The following is a 15,604-nucleotide window of genomic DNA, read 5'->3' as shown; positions in this document are numbered from 1 at the left end:
AGGCCAAGCGTGGAGGCGTCACCCGGACTGGATGGATCTGAGCAGCGCACTGACAACAATCAACGCTGACCTGGCGGCGCATGGCATCCGCCTGCGGATCGAGCAGCGGGGGCAACGCCTGAATCTCCGCGGTCCCCTGCCCTGCCGCAAGGACTCCGCAACGCTGCGGGTGCAACGGCTGAGCCTTGGACTTTCCGCTGCTGAGGAGAACCTGCAGGAGGCTGAACGACTGCTGCAGATGGTGGATCTGCAACTGAGGCGTAGCCAGTTCCGCTGGGACCAGTGGCAGAGCCCTGCCCGTCAATCCGCAACTCCCAACGCACGCTCAGACCAGAACTCGCCTAACAGCCAGTCGCTCAACAGCCAATCGCTGAACAGCCAACTGAACAGCTTTAAGGACGCCTTTTTCAGCGATCCGATCCGACGACGGGCGGCTGCCGGCAGCCGCAGCACCTGGACGGCCGCCTACCGCCCTTACCTGCGCCGGCTCCAAATGCTGGCGGAGAGCAGGCCGTTACCGCTGGGCGTCGAGTTGCTGAAGGCCACCCTTGAGAGCTACGAGGAGGGCAGCCGCAGCAGACAGCAATGCGCCACGGCCCTCGCCGCCCTGGCGCGGCACTGCGCCATCACACTCCCCCAGAACTGGCGCGCAGAGGCCGGTGGCTACGGACTGCACCGTGCCCGCTTCCGCAGCCTGCCGACTGACGGGGAGATTCTCGAAACCTGCCTGCGAATTCCCAACCCTCGATGGCGACTGGTGTTCGGCTTGATGGCCACCTATGGCCTGCGCAATCACGAGGTGTTTTTCTGCGATCTCTCAGCCCTCGCCCCGGGAGGTGATCGTGTAATCCGCGTGCTGCCCACCAGCAAAACGGGAGAACATCAGGCCTGGCCCTTTCATCCTGAGTGGGTTGAGCGCTTCGGGCTGGAGCCCCTCGGCCGCGATGAATCCCTACTGCCAGCTGTCTGCACCGATCTACGCCGCACCACCCTTCAGCAGGTAGGACGCCGGGTGGCGGAACAGTTCCGGCGCTACGAACTGCCCTTCACCCCCTATGACCTGCGCCATGCCTGGGCGGTGCGGACCATTCACATCGGCCTGCCCGACACAGTCGCCGCAAGAATGATGGGCCACTCCGTGGCGATTCACACCCGCACCTACCACCACTGGATCACCCGCCGTGACCAGCAGCAGGCGGTGGATGCAGCCCTGGCGCGCCACAGAGCCTGATCGGAATCCATGGCCTCACCTCTACGTCAGCTCGCCTACCGCCACCGCTGGATCTACGACAGTGTGACCGCGATTGCAGCGTTGGCAGTGGGAGGGGTTCCTCGGCTGCGTGCCCTGGGGTTGGAAGCGCTGCAGCCGCGGTTGCCCCAACAGGCCACCGTGCTGGACCTCTGCTGCGGGAGTGGTGAAGCGGCCTCCCCCTGGCTGGCCTCCGGCTTTCAGGTGACGGGGCTCGACGTTTCACCCAGGGCCTTAGCACTGGCGGCCCAGCGACACCCAGCCTTAGAGCGGATCGAGGGCCTTGCCGAAGACCCGCCACTGCCGGAGGCCAGTTTCGACGCCATCCAAATCAGCCTGGCGCTGCATGAATTCAGTCGCCAGGAACGGGAGAGGGTGCTGCGCAGCAGCCTTCGGCTGCTGAAGCCGGGGGGCTGGATCGTGATCGTTGACCTGCATGCGGCAGGTCCGTGGCTGCGCTTGCCCCAGAGGCTGTTCTGCGCCCTGTTTGAAACCGAAACGGCCCTGGCGCTCCTGGAGGACGATTTACCCCGCCAGCTGACAACAATCGGCTATCGAAGCGTGGATTGGGAGTCGCTCGCAGGCGACGCGCTGCAACGGATCGTGGCGCAACGCGATCCTGCGGCCATGCTGCTCACAGACCAGGACGCGATGGCATGACTTCTGGAGCCACCCACGAGGGCAACACCCTCGATCAATCCGCAGAAGAACTCGGCATGGGGGGCGATCTCGCCCCTGAACGCGATGCGGAGGCCTACCAGGCGCGCATGCGTCGACGGCAGCAAGTGCAACAGCAACGCGTGCAGGAACGCTCCCTGGAAAAGGGCCTGGTCATGGTGTTCACAGGTCATGGCAAAGGCAAGACCACAGCCGCCCTTGGCCTCGCTCTGCGCACCCTCGGACATGGCCATCGGGTCGCCATTGTGCAGTTCATCAAGGGTGGCTGGGAACCTGGGGAAGCCCGAGCCCTACAGACCTTTGGTGATGCCCTGAATTGGCACGCCCTCGGGGAGGGATTCACCTGGGAAACCCAGGATCGTGAACGGGATCGGCAGCTGGTGCAGGGAGCCTGGCGACAGTCACTCGACTACCTGCGCAGCGAAGAGCACCAGCTGGTGATTCTCGATGAGGTGAATGTGGCCCTGAAACTGGGTTACCTCGACCTTGAGGACGTGCTGGCCGGCGTGGATGCCCGACCGACCCTCACCCATGTAGCCCTGACGGGCCGAGGTGCACCCCAGGGACTCATTGAACGGGCTGATCTCGTGACGGAAATGACTCTGGTGCGCCATCCATTCCGCGAACAAGGCGTCAAGGCCCAGGCAGGAATCGAATACTGACGCCAGGTTCAGGAGCGGTTGAGATCGGCCTCCAGAAGGCTGGAGGCGGTGGTGAGCACAGACAAACCGCTCACGAGCAAGGCCCGATGAACGATTGGATCTCGCCAGCAGGCAGGATCGCGACTGGCCCGATCGAGTGCGGAAAGGGTGAGACGGGCCATCACGCCGCTGCGAGGTTCCTGCTCCGCCGCCATGCACTGCTCAGCACTGCTCCATGGAAGCGATTCCAGGGGCAATGCACCAGCCCCTGGCCACTTCAGTTGCGAAGTCCCCACGGGAAGAAACGTTGAGTGGCTGTTGCTACTGTCAGCAAGATCTGGTGGATGCATGGCCTACGCGCGTGCCCTTCTCAAACTCAGCGGCGAAGCGCTGATGGGTGATCAGGGGTATGGAATTGATCCCGCCATCGTTCAATCGATCGCCGAGGACGTGGCACGGGTCGTTGCCAGTGGCACCCAGCTGGCGATCGTTGTCGGCGGAGGCAACATCTTCCGGGGTCTCAAGGGTTCAGCTGCTGGGATGGATCGAGCCACTGCCGATTACGTCGGCATGTTGGCCACGGTGATGAACGCGATCACACTCCAGGACGGCCTGGAACGCGCCGGTGTGCCGACCCGAGTGCAAACCGCTATCGGCATGCAGGAAGTCGCCGAGCCTTACATCCGCCGCAAGGCGATCCGGCATCTGGAGAAAGGTCGCGTCGTGGTGTTCGGCGCCGGCTGCGGCAACCCCTTTTTCACCACGGACACCACCGCTGCCCTGCGGGCTGCAGAGATCAGCGCCGACGTTGTCTTCAAGGCCACCAAGGTGGATGGGGTCTACGACAAGGATCCGGAGAAGCACAGCGATGCCGTGCGCTACGACAGTCTCACCTTCCAACAGGTCCTCAGTGGGGAACTGGCCGTGATGGACAGCACCGCCATCGCCCTGTGCAAAGACAACAACATTCCGATTGTGGTCTTCAATCTGTTTGAACCCGGCAACATCGGCAGGGCCGTGGCCGGTGAACCGATCGGATCCCGCATCAGCAACTAGAGAACGTCATGACTCAGAACGAGATCGAAGCCAGCATGCAGAAGTCGGTGGAATCCACCCAGCGCATGTTCAACACGATCCGCACCGGGCGGGCCAACCCCTCCCTGCTCGACCGCATCAGCGTCGAGTACTACGGCGCCGACACCCCCCTGAAGTCGCTGGCAACCCTCTCCACCCCCGACTCCCAGACGATCCAGATCCAACCCTTCGACATCGGTGCCCTTGGCGCGATTGAGAAGGCGATCGCCATGAGCGAACTGGGCTTCACCCCCAACAACGACGGCAAGATCATCCGCATCAACGTGCCGCCCCTCACCGAAGAACGGCGCAAAGAGTTCTGCAAGCTGGCCTCCAAATATGCGGAGGAGGGGAAGGTGGCCCTTCGCAACATCCGCCGCGATGGCATCGACAAGGTGAAGAAGCTGGAAAAGGAGGGTGAGTTCTCGGAGGATCAGAGCCGTGACGAGCAGGACGGTATCCAGAAGCTCACCGACCGCTACATCTCCGAGATCGAGAAGCACCTCGCCACGAAGGAAGCCGACATCCTGAAGGTGTGAGCAGACACCTGTGACCGGTTCTGCATGGTGTAGCGATGCCGATGTGCTGATCGTGGGGGGTGGTGCAGCCGGGGGTGCTGCGGCCTTCCATCTGGCCAGCGCGGGACACCGGGTGGTCGTTCTTGAACGGGATCCCTCGCCCAGGGTCAAACCCTGTGGCGGGGGCATGGCGGCATCCGTGCAGCAATGGTTCCCCTTCCCACTCACCCCGGCGGTGGAGGAGGTGATCAACAGGGTCGATTTCAGTTGGTGCCTGGAGGATCCTGTGGTGGCGAACCTTCCTGGCTCGGCACCGTTCTGGATTGTGCGCCGCGAACGACTCGATCAGCTTCTCCTGGAGCAGGCCCAAGCGCAGGGGGCTGAACTTCTGCAGGGCTGGTCGGTGAAGGACCTGGAGCGGAAGAATGAGCGTTGGCTGGTCCGCAGTGACGACGGCCAGGAATGTGTCGGCCGAGCCGTGGTGATTGCCGATGGTTCGAACTCCCCCTGGCCGGCGCGTTTCGGCCTGGGCCCCTCCAGCCTTCACACAGCACGCACCACCTCTGTGCGCCTTCAGGGTCGCGGAGCGCTGCAACCCGGTTCGGCCCGGTTCGAATTTGGCCTGGTGCACCACGGCTTCGCCTGGGCTTTTCCGATCGGTGATGGGGTCAATGTGGGGGTCGGCACCTTCATCGGTCGTCAGGACACCGACAGCGAGGCGATCCTGAAGCAACTGCTTCCGGATCTGGGTTTCGCTGCGGATGCGGGGCTACGCCAACAGGCTTCCTTGCGGGTCTGGAATGGCCATCAGCGCCTCCACGGCGAGGCCATCCTGGCGGTGGGTGATGCGGCCTCTCTCTGTGATCCCTTCCTGGCGGAGGGGTTGCGGCCCGCGCTGATGAGCGGGTGTGAAGCGGCGACCCATCTGGATGGTTGGCTCCGAGGCGAGAACCGCGATCTCAGCGGCTACAGCGCCGGCATGCGGCGACGCTGGGGAGACTCCATGGCCTGGGGTCGCCGGATTGCTCAGGTCTTTTACCGCTTTCCGAAGGTGGGCTACCAGCTGGGAATCAAGCGGCCAACCGCTCCCCAGCGCATTGCCCAGATTCTCTCCGGCGAGATGGGCTACGGCGACATTGCCCAACGGGTGATCCGCCGTCTGATGCTGCAGCGCGGTTAAATCTCTGCCCCCAGATCCAGGGTCAGCTGCTGAGCGCCTGCCCCCTCCAGGGTCCGGCGTGATCGACGTTTGCCCAAGGGCCGAAGCCCCGCACGCCGCGATCCATGGCGCTCCTGGATTGCATCAGCAAGCTGATCGAAACCGGAGGCGCGCCGAATCTCCCAGATGCGATCGCGCGCCTCCCGGGCCGCAACCTTTGGATCGACGATCGGCCGTGGATGGTCAGGGTGACCCCGCCAGGGTTCGTGCAGCACCACATCAGGAACTCCTGCCAGCTCTGGACACCAGCGACGGATGAACACCCCGTGCGGGTCATGGTCGAGCCCCTGCTTGATCGGGTTGTAGATGCGAATCGTGTTGATTGAGGTGCTGCCCGACTGCATCTGGCACTGACTCCAATGGATCCCAGGCTCGTAGTCCACGAACAACCGGGCCAGATGCAGACCGCTCTCTCGCCACGGAAGCCAGAGGTGGTAACTCGCCACTGACATCAACATCGCCCGCATCCGGAAGTTGAGCCAGCCATGGGCGATCAGCGCACGCATGCAGGCATCCACGAACGGCAGACCGGTGCGCCCCTCCGCCCAGGCCTGCAAGCGCTCGGGGTGCGACGGACGGATGCCGCGCATGAAGGGGTGGAAGTCTTGAAATTCGATCGCAGGCTCGCTTTCGAGCTTCTGGATGAAATGACAATGCCAGTGCAGGCGGGAGCGGAACTGACGTCCACCACGTCCCTGAATCGGCGCACTGGCCTGGACCACTTCCCGCAGGGACAGACAGCCCCAGGTGAGATAGGGCGAAAGCCTGGAACAGACCTCGAACGCGGTGAGCGGGCTGGAGATGCCACCGGCGTAGCGGTTCACACGACGACGCAGGAATGTGTCCAGGGTCTGTTGTCCTTCACGACGACCGCCGATCTGACGATGGGGACAGGGATCGGAGCGCAGCTGCAGATCGGCGGATGTGGGGATCGCTCCAGGGGCCAGGCCATCGAGCCGGAGCAGAGACTGCGGCTCAGGAGCGAGCTCGGCCCTCATCCGTGTCTCCCAGTGCTGTGCCCACCCCTGCCGCCGTCGCAACCCCCTGATCACCCCGAACTGGGGAATCTCCCTCCAGGGAATGCCATGCTCCCGAGCCCAGGCCGCCACCCGCCGATCGCGGGCGTAGCTCAGCGCATGGCCTGTTTCCTCATGGCTCCAGAGAGCCGCCATACCCAAGCGCTGCCGAGCCCGCTCAAGCACAGAGATCGCATCCCCCACACGCACCACAAGCGGTTGCCCGAGCTGCTCGAGTCTCTGGCGCAGATCTGCAAGCGCTTCAGCGCAAAAGGCCCACTGCCTGGCGGAAGCATCGGGCTGACGCCAAAACTCAGGCTCAACGATGTAGAGGGGAAGCACTGGCCCCTGCTGCAAAGCCTCAAACAGGGGCCAGTGATCAACCGTGCGGAGATCACGCTTGAACCAGACCAGCTGGAGGGGCCGGTCGTGATCCGGCATCAGCCTTAAAGCACCGGAAATGACCCTAGGAACAGAGCGCTCTGTTCAGCGGCTTCCCACCTTCAGGCCTGGCCCTTGAGCTTGAGATCACGCAGCCGTTCATCGACGGAAGCGAGCAACTCGATCGCAAACATCGGAGCCTCCTGCACAGCGAACAGGAACTTCTCCCGGTTCATCTCAAGAAGCCGACAGGGCGTCACGGCGATGGCGGTGCCGAGCCGTCGGTGGTCGCTCATCACGAGAGCACCAGCACCGAACACATGGCCCGCTTCGATCAGCTCGTAGCCCTCTGTGCCGGCATCGGTGTGCCAATTCAGCCGGACCGATCCCTCGAGCACACCAAACATTGATGTGCCCGAATCACCGGCCGCAAAGATCACATCCCCGGCGTTGCAGCTGCGAGATTCACCCTTGGCGGCAAGGGCTCGCATCGTATCGAGAGCGTTCATCTCAGGCGGTGGCCAGGGTCAGTGCGGCCCCGAAGCCCTGACGCACGTCCTCGGGAGTGAGGCGACCGTCATGGTCCTGATCGAGGGCATCGAAAACGGCATCACTACCGAGCCACTCGTCACGAGTGATCGAACCGTCGCCATTCATGTCATTGAGCATGAAGATCTCCTGAACGGCATGACGAAATGCCGCTCCCCCCTCCAGTTCGGCCAGACGATGCGCCAGCTGCTGCTCGAGGGTCTCGATGGCCTTGCTGAAGCCCTTGATGCCCTCACCGAGCTTGTCAGTCGCCATGCGATCGGCATGCATCAGTTCATCAAAGCGATCACGATCCACATGGATCTGCTCTTCGCTGCTCACCGGATTGGAGCCATCAAGCTTGCGGGTGAGTAAGGCATCACTCTCACGCAGCTGATCAAGAAGCTTGGGTGAGATGGTGAGCAGATCGCAACCAGCCAATTCGACAATCTCATCGATGTTGCGGAAACTCGCACCCATGACTTCGGTTTTGTAGCCGTAGGTCTTGAAGTAGTTAAAGATTCGCGTCACCGACAGCACGCCCGGATCCTCAGGACCGGGATAGAAGTCGCGGCCGGTATCGGCCTTGTACCAGTCGAGAATGCGCCCGACAAAGGGGGAGATCAGGGTGACACCTGCCTCGGCACAGGCCACGGCCTGACCGAAACCGAACAGCAGGGTGAGATTGCAATGAATGCCCTCTTTTTCCAGCACTTCTGCGGCCTTAATCCCCTCCCAGGTGGAGGCGATTTTGATCAGGACGCGATCATGGCTGATCCCAGCATCGTTGTAGAGCCGAATCAGCTTGCGACCCTTGGCAATGGTGGCCTCAGTATCGAAGCTGAGGCGGGCATCAACCTCAGTCGACACCCGGCCGGGCACGATCTTGAGGATCTCCTTACCGAAGATCACGCTGATCTCATCGAGGGCCTCATGCACCACATCCTCCACGGGTGCGTTCTCGCCGATCAGCTTGCGTGAGCAGCGCAAGGCCTCATCAATGAGGCTCTGGTAAGCGGGAATCTGTGCCGCTGCCAGGATCAGGGACGGATTGGTGGTGGCATCCCGAGGGGTGAACCGACGGATCGCCTCGAGATCACCGGTGTCGGCCACGACAACGGTCATGGCGGACAGCTGCTCGAGAAGTGAAGCCATGGGGCAAAGAACAGGCTCAATGCCCGTAACGTAGCGGCGGTTTTCGAACTGACAGCCCTCTGCGCTACCCGGGTGCTGCGTTGACCGCGACCTGGGGCGGAATCTGTTCCAACACCAGCAAGCCATCAATGATCTGCTTGGCCACAGGCACGGCAACGGTGGATCCATAGGCGTTGTCTCCCTGAGGTTCATCCACCACCACCACCACCACGAAGCGGGGATCGTTGACGGGAAGGGTGGCCACGAAACTGCAGATCCGGGCCCCAGGGATGTACACACCGTTGTGGGCTTTTTGAGCCGTTCCGGTTTTGCCACCGATCCGGTAGCCGGGGGTTTTGGCTCCCTTGCCGCTGCCCTTATCCACCACCGACTCCATCCAGGCCATCACGGTGCGGGTGACCTCAGGGCGGAGCAACTGCTGACCAGACGAACGGCCCGAGCTGGTGAGGGCATCACCGGCGCGAAGACCACGCGTGATGTGGGGACTGACCAGACGACCACCATTGGCAAGCAGGGCATGGAGCTGAGTGAGCTTCAACGGCGTGAGAGCGAATCCTTGGCCGAATGCGGCTGTAGCAGGCTCAATCGGCTGGGTTGTGAAGAGCTCCTTCGCTTTCAACTGGCCAGCCTGGGCACCAGGGAGATCCGTATCCGGACGGGTCTCGATACCGAGTCGGTAAAGCCAATCCCAATAAACGGACGGATTGAGATTGCGCATGGCTTGCACCATGCCGACATTGCTTGACACCTGAAGCACGGTGGGAAAATCAATCACGCCATTGCCCTGGCGGTCATGGTTGAAGATCGGCCAGCCACCGATCTGAAGCTGACCGGTGTCATTCACTCGACCGTTGGCTTGGATCACCCCCTCCTGAAGAGCGATCGCAAGATTGATGGGCTTGAAGGTGGAGCCAGGTTCATAGAGATCCTGCACAGACCATTCCCGGAACCGTGCCGCAGGGAAGGACCAGTAGCGATTGGGGTTGTAGGTGGGGGTGGAGGCAAGGGCAAGCAGCTCGCCGTTGCGCACATCCATCACGATCGCAACACCCTTGCGGGCCTTCCATTTCTTGACCTGAGCCGTCAGTGCCTTGGCAGCCAGCTCCTGCAGTCGAGCATCGAGGGTGAGCTGCAAGCGCAGATCATCTCCAAAGAAGACCCCGGGGCTGAGGCTGTCGGGCAGGGGCGTGCCGTCAGCACCGCGCCTCAGGCTTCGGGACTGCTCATGACGGCGCAGGTCTTCATCCCGGCTCTGCTCCAGACCAGCCTGTGGAACCCGCTCCAGATTGAGAAAGCCCACCACATTGGCGAAAAGGTCACCCTGCGGATAAACGCGATAGGGGTAGGCCTCAAGATCAAGACCACTAATGCCAAGCCGCCGGATCTCGGATGCGGTTTCAGGATCAATGCCCTCGGCGAGACGAATCCCCGAGGGACGATCACCGATTCGCTTGACGAGTTCAGCCATCGGCACCGCCAGTAGGCCGGAGAGGCGACGGGCCACCTCAAGGGGCGGGCGCACCCGCTGGGGGGCATCACCGGGGAAATTGAAATAGCGGGGATGAGCCCAAAGGCGAAAGCGCTCCTCATCAAGAGCGACAAGACGACCGGAACGATCGACGATTGGACGCCGGGTTCCGAGCGGATCGGTGCGCTGGGTCTGCAAGGAACGCGCCCGAGCCTCAAGGTCCTGTGACTGCACCACCTGCAACCAGGCCATCCGCCCGGCCAGACCGATCAATCCCAGGCAAAGCAACGCATAGACAATGCGGATCCGACCTGCGGGAACCGGTTCAAGGTGAATCACCCGCTGGCGGGGACGCGCCGGCCTGCGCGTCCTCTCATCCATCGCCTTCGGCATCAGCTCAGTACCCCTGATGGATGGGCCCGTCCATCCAGGCACCGATCATCGCCAGATGATTCAGCGGTGGCTGACTCGCAGCAGCGGGCCGCTCTAGATAGACAAGATCCGATGCCTTGGTGGGAACCAAGGTGCGGGGAAGTCGCGCTTTTTCGAGAAGATGTTGCTCAAGCATCGCCGTGGATTCCGTCAAGCGATGGGACAGGGAGCGGGTGACTTCCAGCTGGCGGAACGCCATGGTCCAGCGGTGCTGCCAATGAAGGGTGAGGCCACTCAGCACGACCACAGCCAGGAACACGCCGAGCAAGCCCCCATCAGCTGCACGATGACAACTAGCCAGCAAGGGGGAACGCCGGGCCACCTTCTGGGCTGACATAGAGCCCTGAATCAGCTCAAGCGCCGCGTTAGCGCGACTGCGCTCATGGGCAGTCTCTCTGGGCTGGGGAACGGCGGTCACGGCAGCTGCCAACCAATGCGCCAGTGAACCACCTGAGACAGGCTGCTGCAAGCGGCAGACACCGGATCATCACAGGGCCTTTGGGCTAGCCACCCAGCAGGATCAGATTGAGGAAAGTGGCGCCGTTCCAGAAGGCGTGCATGACCACACAGGGCAACAGACGACCGCTGCTGAGACGCAGCAACGCCAACCCCAGACCAAGTACGAGCAATGGTGGCAACTCCCCGATGCTCAGATGCGCAACTGCAAAAACAAGACCGCTGAGAAACACACCCCAGCCGCGGCCGAGATAACGCACAAGCACCGGCAGCAGCACCCCCCGGAAGACGGTCTCCTCAAACAGCGGAGCCAGCACGATGGCCGTGGTGGCCAGCAAGATCAGCGCAAGCGGATCCTGGCTGCGCAGCACAAGTTCGAGCAGGGGATTGCTGCCCCCCTGATCGCCGAGAAGACGCCCCATCAGCCAACCCGTGAACACCACCGGTGGCATCACCATGAGCCAGGCCCGTCCCCCCTGGATCACGGACGTCCCCGCAGGACGGAGGCGCCACTGCAGCCAACCAAACTCCGGCCTCGTGGCCGGGTCCACACCCTTGAGCTGCTGGCGGATGATCACCAAAGGAGGCAGGGCCAGGGCGGCGTAACCCAACAGCACCGACACCGCCTGACTGAGGGGAGGAGCCAACCCCCGCGACAGCGCCGCCGTCACCGGACTCACCACCAGGGGCAGAAGCACCTCCCCGAGCACGACGAAACCACCCGCCACCAGGAGCACCATGTCAACGAGCGTCAGAGGCGGAGCCGTGAGCATTGGCCAAGGGTTGATCCCCCCCCGCCAGAGCAGCCACAGATGACGCAGCAGCAGGCCGGCACCAAGCACCAGAGCGAGCAAGGGCAGCAATTCCGCTAGGACCAGACGACGGGCGACGGCCCTGGCGATGGCCTGCTGCCGACAATCAACGGTGGTGCCACCAAGCGCCAGACAACTCAACTCCCGCAGGAGTGGATCGGCCTTGGGGTCCGCAAGGAGATCTCGCTCCGACACCGACAACTGTGCGGACTGCGTGTCATCCACCAGAGCCCGCTGCAGTGGTTGCAGGTCAGGACTGCCGAGCGGTGGTGCCAGCACAAGTCGCCGTTTGTCTGAGTCAGCCTCAAGGGACGCCAGCAAAAGACGCTGCCGATCGTCCAGTCGATCGAGAGGGATCTCTCTTAGAGCATCCCGAAGGGTGGCCGCCGGATCGCTGCCGACCAAGAGGGAGCGCAGCGGATCCGGCAAGGCGGATCCGGCCAGCAAAGCCATCTCCTGCTGCTGGAGGGACAGGGCCGGCGCCACTGAGGGGCGACTGAGACTATCCAACAGGCCCACCACCCACACGGTCACTGCCAAAAGCAGAGAGAGAACGGCCAGGAATCCCTTGACGGGAGTGGTGCGTCCGAGCGGGGGCGTGGTCAACGGCCGGCGGCGACTGGCACTGATTCTCACCGGCCGCCCATACGATGGCCGCGCCTTCGCCCCTGATCCGGTGTCTCTGCGACTTCTCCTCGTTCGCCATGGCCTGAGCAGCTTCAACGTGGAACGCCGGATCCAGGGACGGGATGATCTGTCCAAGCTCACCAACGAGGGGGAAGCGCAGGCGAGACGGACCGGCGAAGCTCTCCAGGAGGTGCCGATCGATGCGGTCTACAGCTCCCCGCTCCAGCGAGCGGCAGCCACCACCGCAGGCCTGCTCGCCGCGAAGGGCGGTGATCTCCAACCTGTGCTGGATGAGGGATTGCTGGAGGTGGACCTGGAGCCCTGGAGTGGTCTCACGGCCGATGAGCGGGCTGCCAGAGATCCAGAGGCCTACAGCGCTTGGCGCCTGCACCCAGAAACACTGGAACTCACCCGCAAGGACGGCAGTCGCTACCGGCCTGTGCCCGAATTAATGGAGCAGGCCCGCCACTTCCTGACCCGACTGCTCGAGAAGCACCCGGTGGATGGGAACGAAACCGTTCTCGTGGTGGGGCACAACGCGATCCTGCGCTGCCTGATCCTGGTGCTCCTGGGGGAACCGGAGCGGGGATTCCGACGCCTTCAGATCGACAATGCCTCCCTGTCGGTGTTCAACCTCACGCCAAAGGCCGATGGCCATCAGGTGCAGATCGAATGCCTCAACAACACCTCCCACCTCGGCCAGGCCCTGCCGGCGAAGGGCAAGGGCGCCCGCCTCATCCTGGTTCGCCACGGAGAAACCCATTGGAACCGAGAGGGTCGCTTCCAGGGACAGATCGACATCCCCCTCAACCAGAACGGTCACGCCCAGGCAGAGGCCGCCAGGGCCTTCCTTGCTGACGTCTCTCTGCAGAGGGCCTACAGCAGTTCGATGTCCAGACCCCGTCAGACCGCAGAGGGCATCCTGCGCTCCCATCCAGGTGTACCCCTCACCGTGACCCGCGGCCTGGTGGAGATCGGCCATGGGCTCTGGGAGGGCAAGCTGGAAGCCGAAATCCAGGCGGAGTGGGGTGCTCTTCTCGAGGAGTGGAAGCGCACGCCGGAAACGGTTCAGATGCCGGAGGGGGAAACAATCCAGAACGTTTGGGATCGCTCCGTCAACACCTGGTCCACCATCGCCGACAGCCTCGAGCCTGAGGAGACCGCCCTTGTGGTTGCCCATGACGCGGTCAACAAAACCATTCTCTGCCAGCTGCTCGGCCTCAGCCCCGGGGACATTTGGGCGGTGAAACAGGGCAACGGTGGTGTGACCGTGGTCGACATGCCGGTCGATCCGGGCCAGCCTGCAGTGGTGACCTGCCTCAATCTCACCTCCCACCTGGGAGGCGTTCTCGATCGCACCGCCGCCGGAGCCCTCTGAGCTGATGCGCCAGACCCTGTTGCTGGATCCCGTCCGGCTCCTGATCAGTCGTGACCGGGAGCCCAATGATGGTGGCGCCGCACTGATCCAGGACGGCGTTCTCGTGGCCTTCGATGACGAGGCTCGGCAACAGGCTTCCACGCTCGGAGTGGCGCCCGATCCAAGGCCGAGCCAGATCCTGGCCCCCTGCCTTGTGGACCCCCATTCGGTGCTGGATCGCCCCTTCTCAGGAGCGGCCGAGACGCTCCTGAGCCTGCGCCATGCCGCCGCCCGAGCGGGCTACGGCCAGGTGGCGCTGCTGCCCAGAGCCAACTCGTGGCGCGACCGGGTGGAGCGCCTGCAGGGATTTGCCGGGGAGGACAGCGATGTGCGAGTGCACCTGTGGGGTGGCTTCAGCCTCGAGGGCCGTGGAGAGCAGCTTTCAGCCCACGGCGACCTGCTGGATCAGGGTGCATGCGGTCTCGCCGAAGACGATGCCTGCCCGCCGATCGCTCTGCTGCAGCGGGCACTCGTGCTTGGTGAAATGGGTGAAGCGCCAGTCCTGTTGGCACCCCGCGATCCCGGCATCCAGGGTGATGGCCTGGTGCGAGAGGGGGTCGCCACCCTGCGGGCCGGATGGACGCCTGACCCTGTCGCCAGCGAAACGCTGCCGCTCGGACAGCTGCTAGACCTTCAGCGCCAGTTTCCACAGCGGCGGCTTCGGCTGATGAATCTCTCCACCGCCGCGGCCGTCAGCCAGCTTGCCGCTGCGAGCGTCCGCCCGCAGGCGAGTGTTTGCTGGTGGCATCTGGTCAGCGACCACAGCCGGCTGAGCCCCACCGAGATGGGTTGGAGCGTGACCCCATCCCTCGGTGCCCCGGAGGACCGGGAGGCCCTGATCCAAGCCCTAGGGTCCGGCGTGATTCAGGCCGTGGCGGTGCATGCGGTGCCGATCGACGAGGAGGACTGCCTGCTCCCGCCGGACCAGCGAAAACGAGGCCTGGCCGGTCATCAGCTGGTGCTGCCTGCGCTCTGGCAAACCCTTGTGCTGGAACGGGGCTGGACGATCCGTCAGCTCTGGGAGGTGCTGAGCTTTGGCCCCTCACGCCTTCTTGGCCGGCCGGAGGAGCGCCTGGAAACTGGCAGCAGACGCTGGCTCCTGTTTGATCCGGAGCACAGCTGGCGCATGGATCGCCGAGACCCTGATCAACCCCGAGCTGCCAATCAGCCCTGGCAGGGTTTGATGCTTCAGGGTCGGGTGACCAGCTCAGGCCTCAGGAGCCCAGGGAACCGGTGCGATTGAGGGGCCAGAACCTCCAGACCGCCCGCCCAAGGATCTCCTTTTCAGGCAGAAAAGGGCCACCGGGCCAGTAGCGGCCATCCCAGCTGTTGCGGCGGTTATCCCCAAGCACAAGCACATGCCCCTTCGGCACGGTCACATTGAGGGTGCGGCAACGGCTCATTCCCTGCTCGTCCAGCGGGCAGTCATGGCTCACATAGGGCTCTGATACCGCTTCACCATTGACGCTCACTTGCCCGCGGGGGTTCACCACCACCTGATCACCTGCCACGGCAACCACTCGCTTGATGTAGGCGTCACAGGCCACATCGCCGACCCCGGGAATCAAGCCGACGAGAGGCAGGTTGGCCAGGGCGCAACGCAAGCCGGATGGAGAGGCGTTGGACTTGAGGACAGGGTCGAAGGCATAGGGCGAGTGGAACACGACGATCTCGCCACGACGGGGGGATCGGCGGCGGTAGGTGAGCTTCTCCACCAAGAGCCGATCCTGAATCTGGAGCCCTGGCAGCATGGAGCCCGAGGGAATGAAGCGGGCTTCAGCCACGTAGTGCCTGATGCCTAGATAAAGAGCAACGGTGAACAGCACCGGCCCCCAGAAATCCCAGAAGGGATGGGTGTTGCTCTTCTTGGCCTCCGACTTGGCATCGGGCTGCGCCTGAAGCTCTGGATCCCTCTGCTCGTCAGCCAAGGCGC

At 63.4% G+C, this 15,604-nt stretch carries 16 protein-coding genes; 8 read left to right on the top strand and 8 right to left on the bottom strand.

Translation table 11 applies throughout. The features are described 5' to 3' along the window. Positions 1 to 31: 31 nt before the first annotated feature. Genes H0O21_RS08115 through cobO form a run of 3 tightly spaced genes read left to right on the top strand, consistent with a single transcriptional unit; the run spans position 32 to position 2,589 of the window. The gene (locus H0O21_RS08115) at positions 32 to 1,231 is read left to right on the top strand and encodes a site-specific integrase (protein WP_185189318.1); all 1,200 of its coding nucleotides are present in this window, start codon (positions 32 to 34) and stop codon (positions 1,229 to 1,231) included. Positions 1,232 to 1,240: 9 nt separating this feature from the next. Continuing rightward, the gene (locus tag H0O21_RS08110) at positions 1,241 to 1,909 is read left to right on the top strand and encodes a class I SAM-dependent methyltransferase (protein ID WP_185189317.1); all 669 of its coding nucleotides are present in this window, start codon (positions 1,241 to 1,243) and stop codon (positions 1,907 to 1,909) included. Then, the gene (gene cobO / locus H0O21_RS08105; protein WP_185189316.1) at positions 1,906 to 2,589 is read left to right on the top strand and encodes a cob(I)yrinic acid a,c-diamide adenosyltransferase; all 684 of its coding nucleotides are present in this window, start codon (positions 1,906 to 1,908) and stop codon (positions 2,587 to 2,589) included. Before H0O21_RS08110 ends, cobO begins: the two co-directional genes overlap by 4 nt. Before the next feature lie 8 nt (positions 2,590 to 2,597). Here the strand turns inward: cobO and H0O21_RS08100 are convergent, their stop codons facing one another. Next, a complete protein-coding gene (locus H0O21_RS08100) occupies positions 2,598 to 2,783 on the bottom strand; it encodes a hypothetical protein (protein WP_131454795.1) in 186 nt (61 codons plus the stop codon). A gap of 133 nt (positions 2,784 to 2,916) precedes the next feature. Between H0O21_RS08100 and pyrH the strand changes: the two genes are divergently transcribed. Genes pyrH through H0O21_RS08085 form a run of 3 tightly spaced genes read left to right on the top strand, consistent with a single transcriptional unit; the run spans position 2,917 to position 5,340 of the window. Next, the gene (gene pyrH, locus H0O21_RS08095; protein ID WP_131454466.1) at positions 2,917 to 3,624 is read left to right on the top strand and encodes a UMP kinase; all 708 of its coding nucleotides are present in this window, start codon (positions 2,917 to 2,919) and stop codon (positions 3,622 to 3,624) included. An 8-nt stretch (positions 3,625 to 3,632) separates the two neighbouring features. Next, the gene (frr, locus tag H0O21_RS08090; RefSeq protein WP_131454467.1) at positions 3,633 to 4,181 is read left to right on the top strand and encodes a ribosome recycling factor; all 549 of its coding nucleotides are present in this window, start codon (positions 3,633 to 3,635) and stop codon (positions 4,179 to 4,181) included. A gap of 10 nt (positions 4,182 to 4,191) precedes the next feature. Beyond that, a complete protein-coding gene (locus H0O21_RS08085; protein ID WP_185189315.1) occupies positions 4,192 to 5,340 on the top strand; it encodes an NAD(P)/FAD-dependent oxidoreductase in 1,149 nt (382 codons plus the stop codon). Here the strand turns inward: H0O21_RS08085 and H0O21_RS08080 are convergent. The 6 genes from H0O21_RS08080 to H0O21_RS08055 form a co-directional block, all read right to left on the bottom strand. Next, positions 5,337 to 6,836: a deoxyribodipyrimidine photo-lyase gene (locus tag H0O21_RS08080; RefSeq protein ID WP_185189314.1), complete on the bottom strand. Its 1,500-nt coding sequence runs from the start codon at positions 6,834 to 6,836 to the stop codon at positions 5,337 to 5,339. The genes H0O21_RS08085 and H0O21_RS08080 overlap by 4 nt on opposite strands. A 62-nt stretch (positions 6,837 to 6,898) precedes the next feature. Continuing rightward, the gene (locus H0O21_RS08075) at positions 6,899 to 7,285 is read right to left on the bottom strand and encodes a Crp/Fnr family transcriptional regulator (protein WP_131594635.1); all 387 of its coding nucleotides are present in this window, start codon (positions 7,283 to 7,285) and stop codon (positions 6,899 to 6,901) included. 1 nt (position 7,286) lies between these two features. Further along, on the bottom strand, positions 7,287 to 8,459 hold the full coding sequence (locus tag H0O21_RS08070; protein ID WP_185189313.1) for a transaldolase: 1,173 nt from the start codon (positions 8,457 to 8,459) through the stop codon (positions 7,287 to 7,289). 64 nt (positions 8,460 to 8,523) lie between these two features. Next, complete coding sequence (locus H0O21_RS08065; protein WP_370523014.1) at positions 8,524 to 10,308, bottom strand: peptidoglycan D,D-transpeptidase FtsI family protein; 1,785 nt, start codon at positions 10,306 to 10,308, stop codon at positions 8,524 to 8,526. Positions 10,309 to 10,324: 16 nt separating this feature from the next. After that, the gene (locus H0O21_RS08060; RefSeq protein WP_185189311.1) at positions 10,325 to 10,777 is read right to left on the bottom strand and encodes a hypothetical protein; all 453 of its coding nucleotides are present in this window, start codon (positions 10,775 to 10,777) and stop codon (positions 10,325 to 10,327) included. Between the two features lie 85 nt (positions 10,778 to 10,862). Continuing rightward, entirely contained in the window at positions 10,863 to 12,233 is a 1,371-nt protein-coding gene (locus H0O21_RS08055) for a CPBP family intramembrane glutamic endopeptidase (protein ID WP_185189310.1), read from the bottom strand. A 70-nt stretch (positions 12,234 to 12,303) separates the two neighbouring features. Here H0O21_RS08055 and H0O21_RS08050 point away from each other — a divergent pair, with 70 nt between their 5' ends. Together H0O21_RS08050 and H0O21_RS08045 are read left to right on the top strand one after the other, a co-directional pair. Further along, entirely contained in the window at positions 12,304 to 13,632 is a 1,329-nt protein-coding gene (locus H0O21_RS08050) for a 2-carboxy-D-arabinitol-1-phosphatase (protein ID WP_185190940.1), read from the top strand. A gap of 4 nt (positions 13,633 to 13,636) precedes the next feature. Next, entirely contained in the window at positions 13,637 to 14,914 is a 1,278-nt protein-coding gene (locus tag H0O21_RS08045) for a dihydroorotase (protein ID WP_185189309.1), read from the top strand. Here H0O21_RS08045 and lepB read toward each other — a convergent pair. Next, entirely contained in the window at positions 14,886 to 15,599 is a 714-nt protein-coding gene (lepB, locus tag H0O21_RS08040; RefSeq protein WP_185189308.1) for a signal peptidase I, read from the bottom strand. The genes H0O21_RS08045 and lepB overlap by 29 nt on opposite strands. Between the last annotated feature and the right edge of the window lie 5 nt (positions 15,600 to 15,604).

Source organism: Synechococcus sp. HK01-R (genome assembly GCF_014217855.1).
Classification (GTDB): Bacteria; Cyanobacteriota; Cyanobacteriia; order PCC-6307; family Cyanobiaceae; genus Synechococcus_C.
This window is presented reverse-complemented; position numbering and strand designations above follow the sequence as displayed.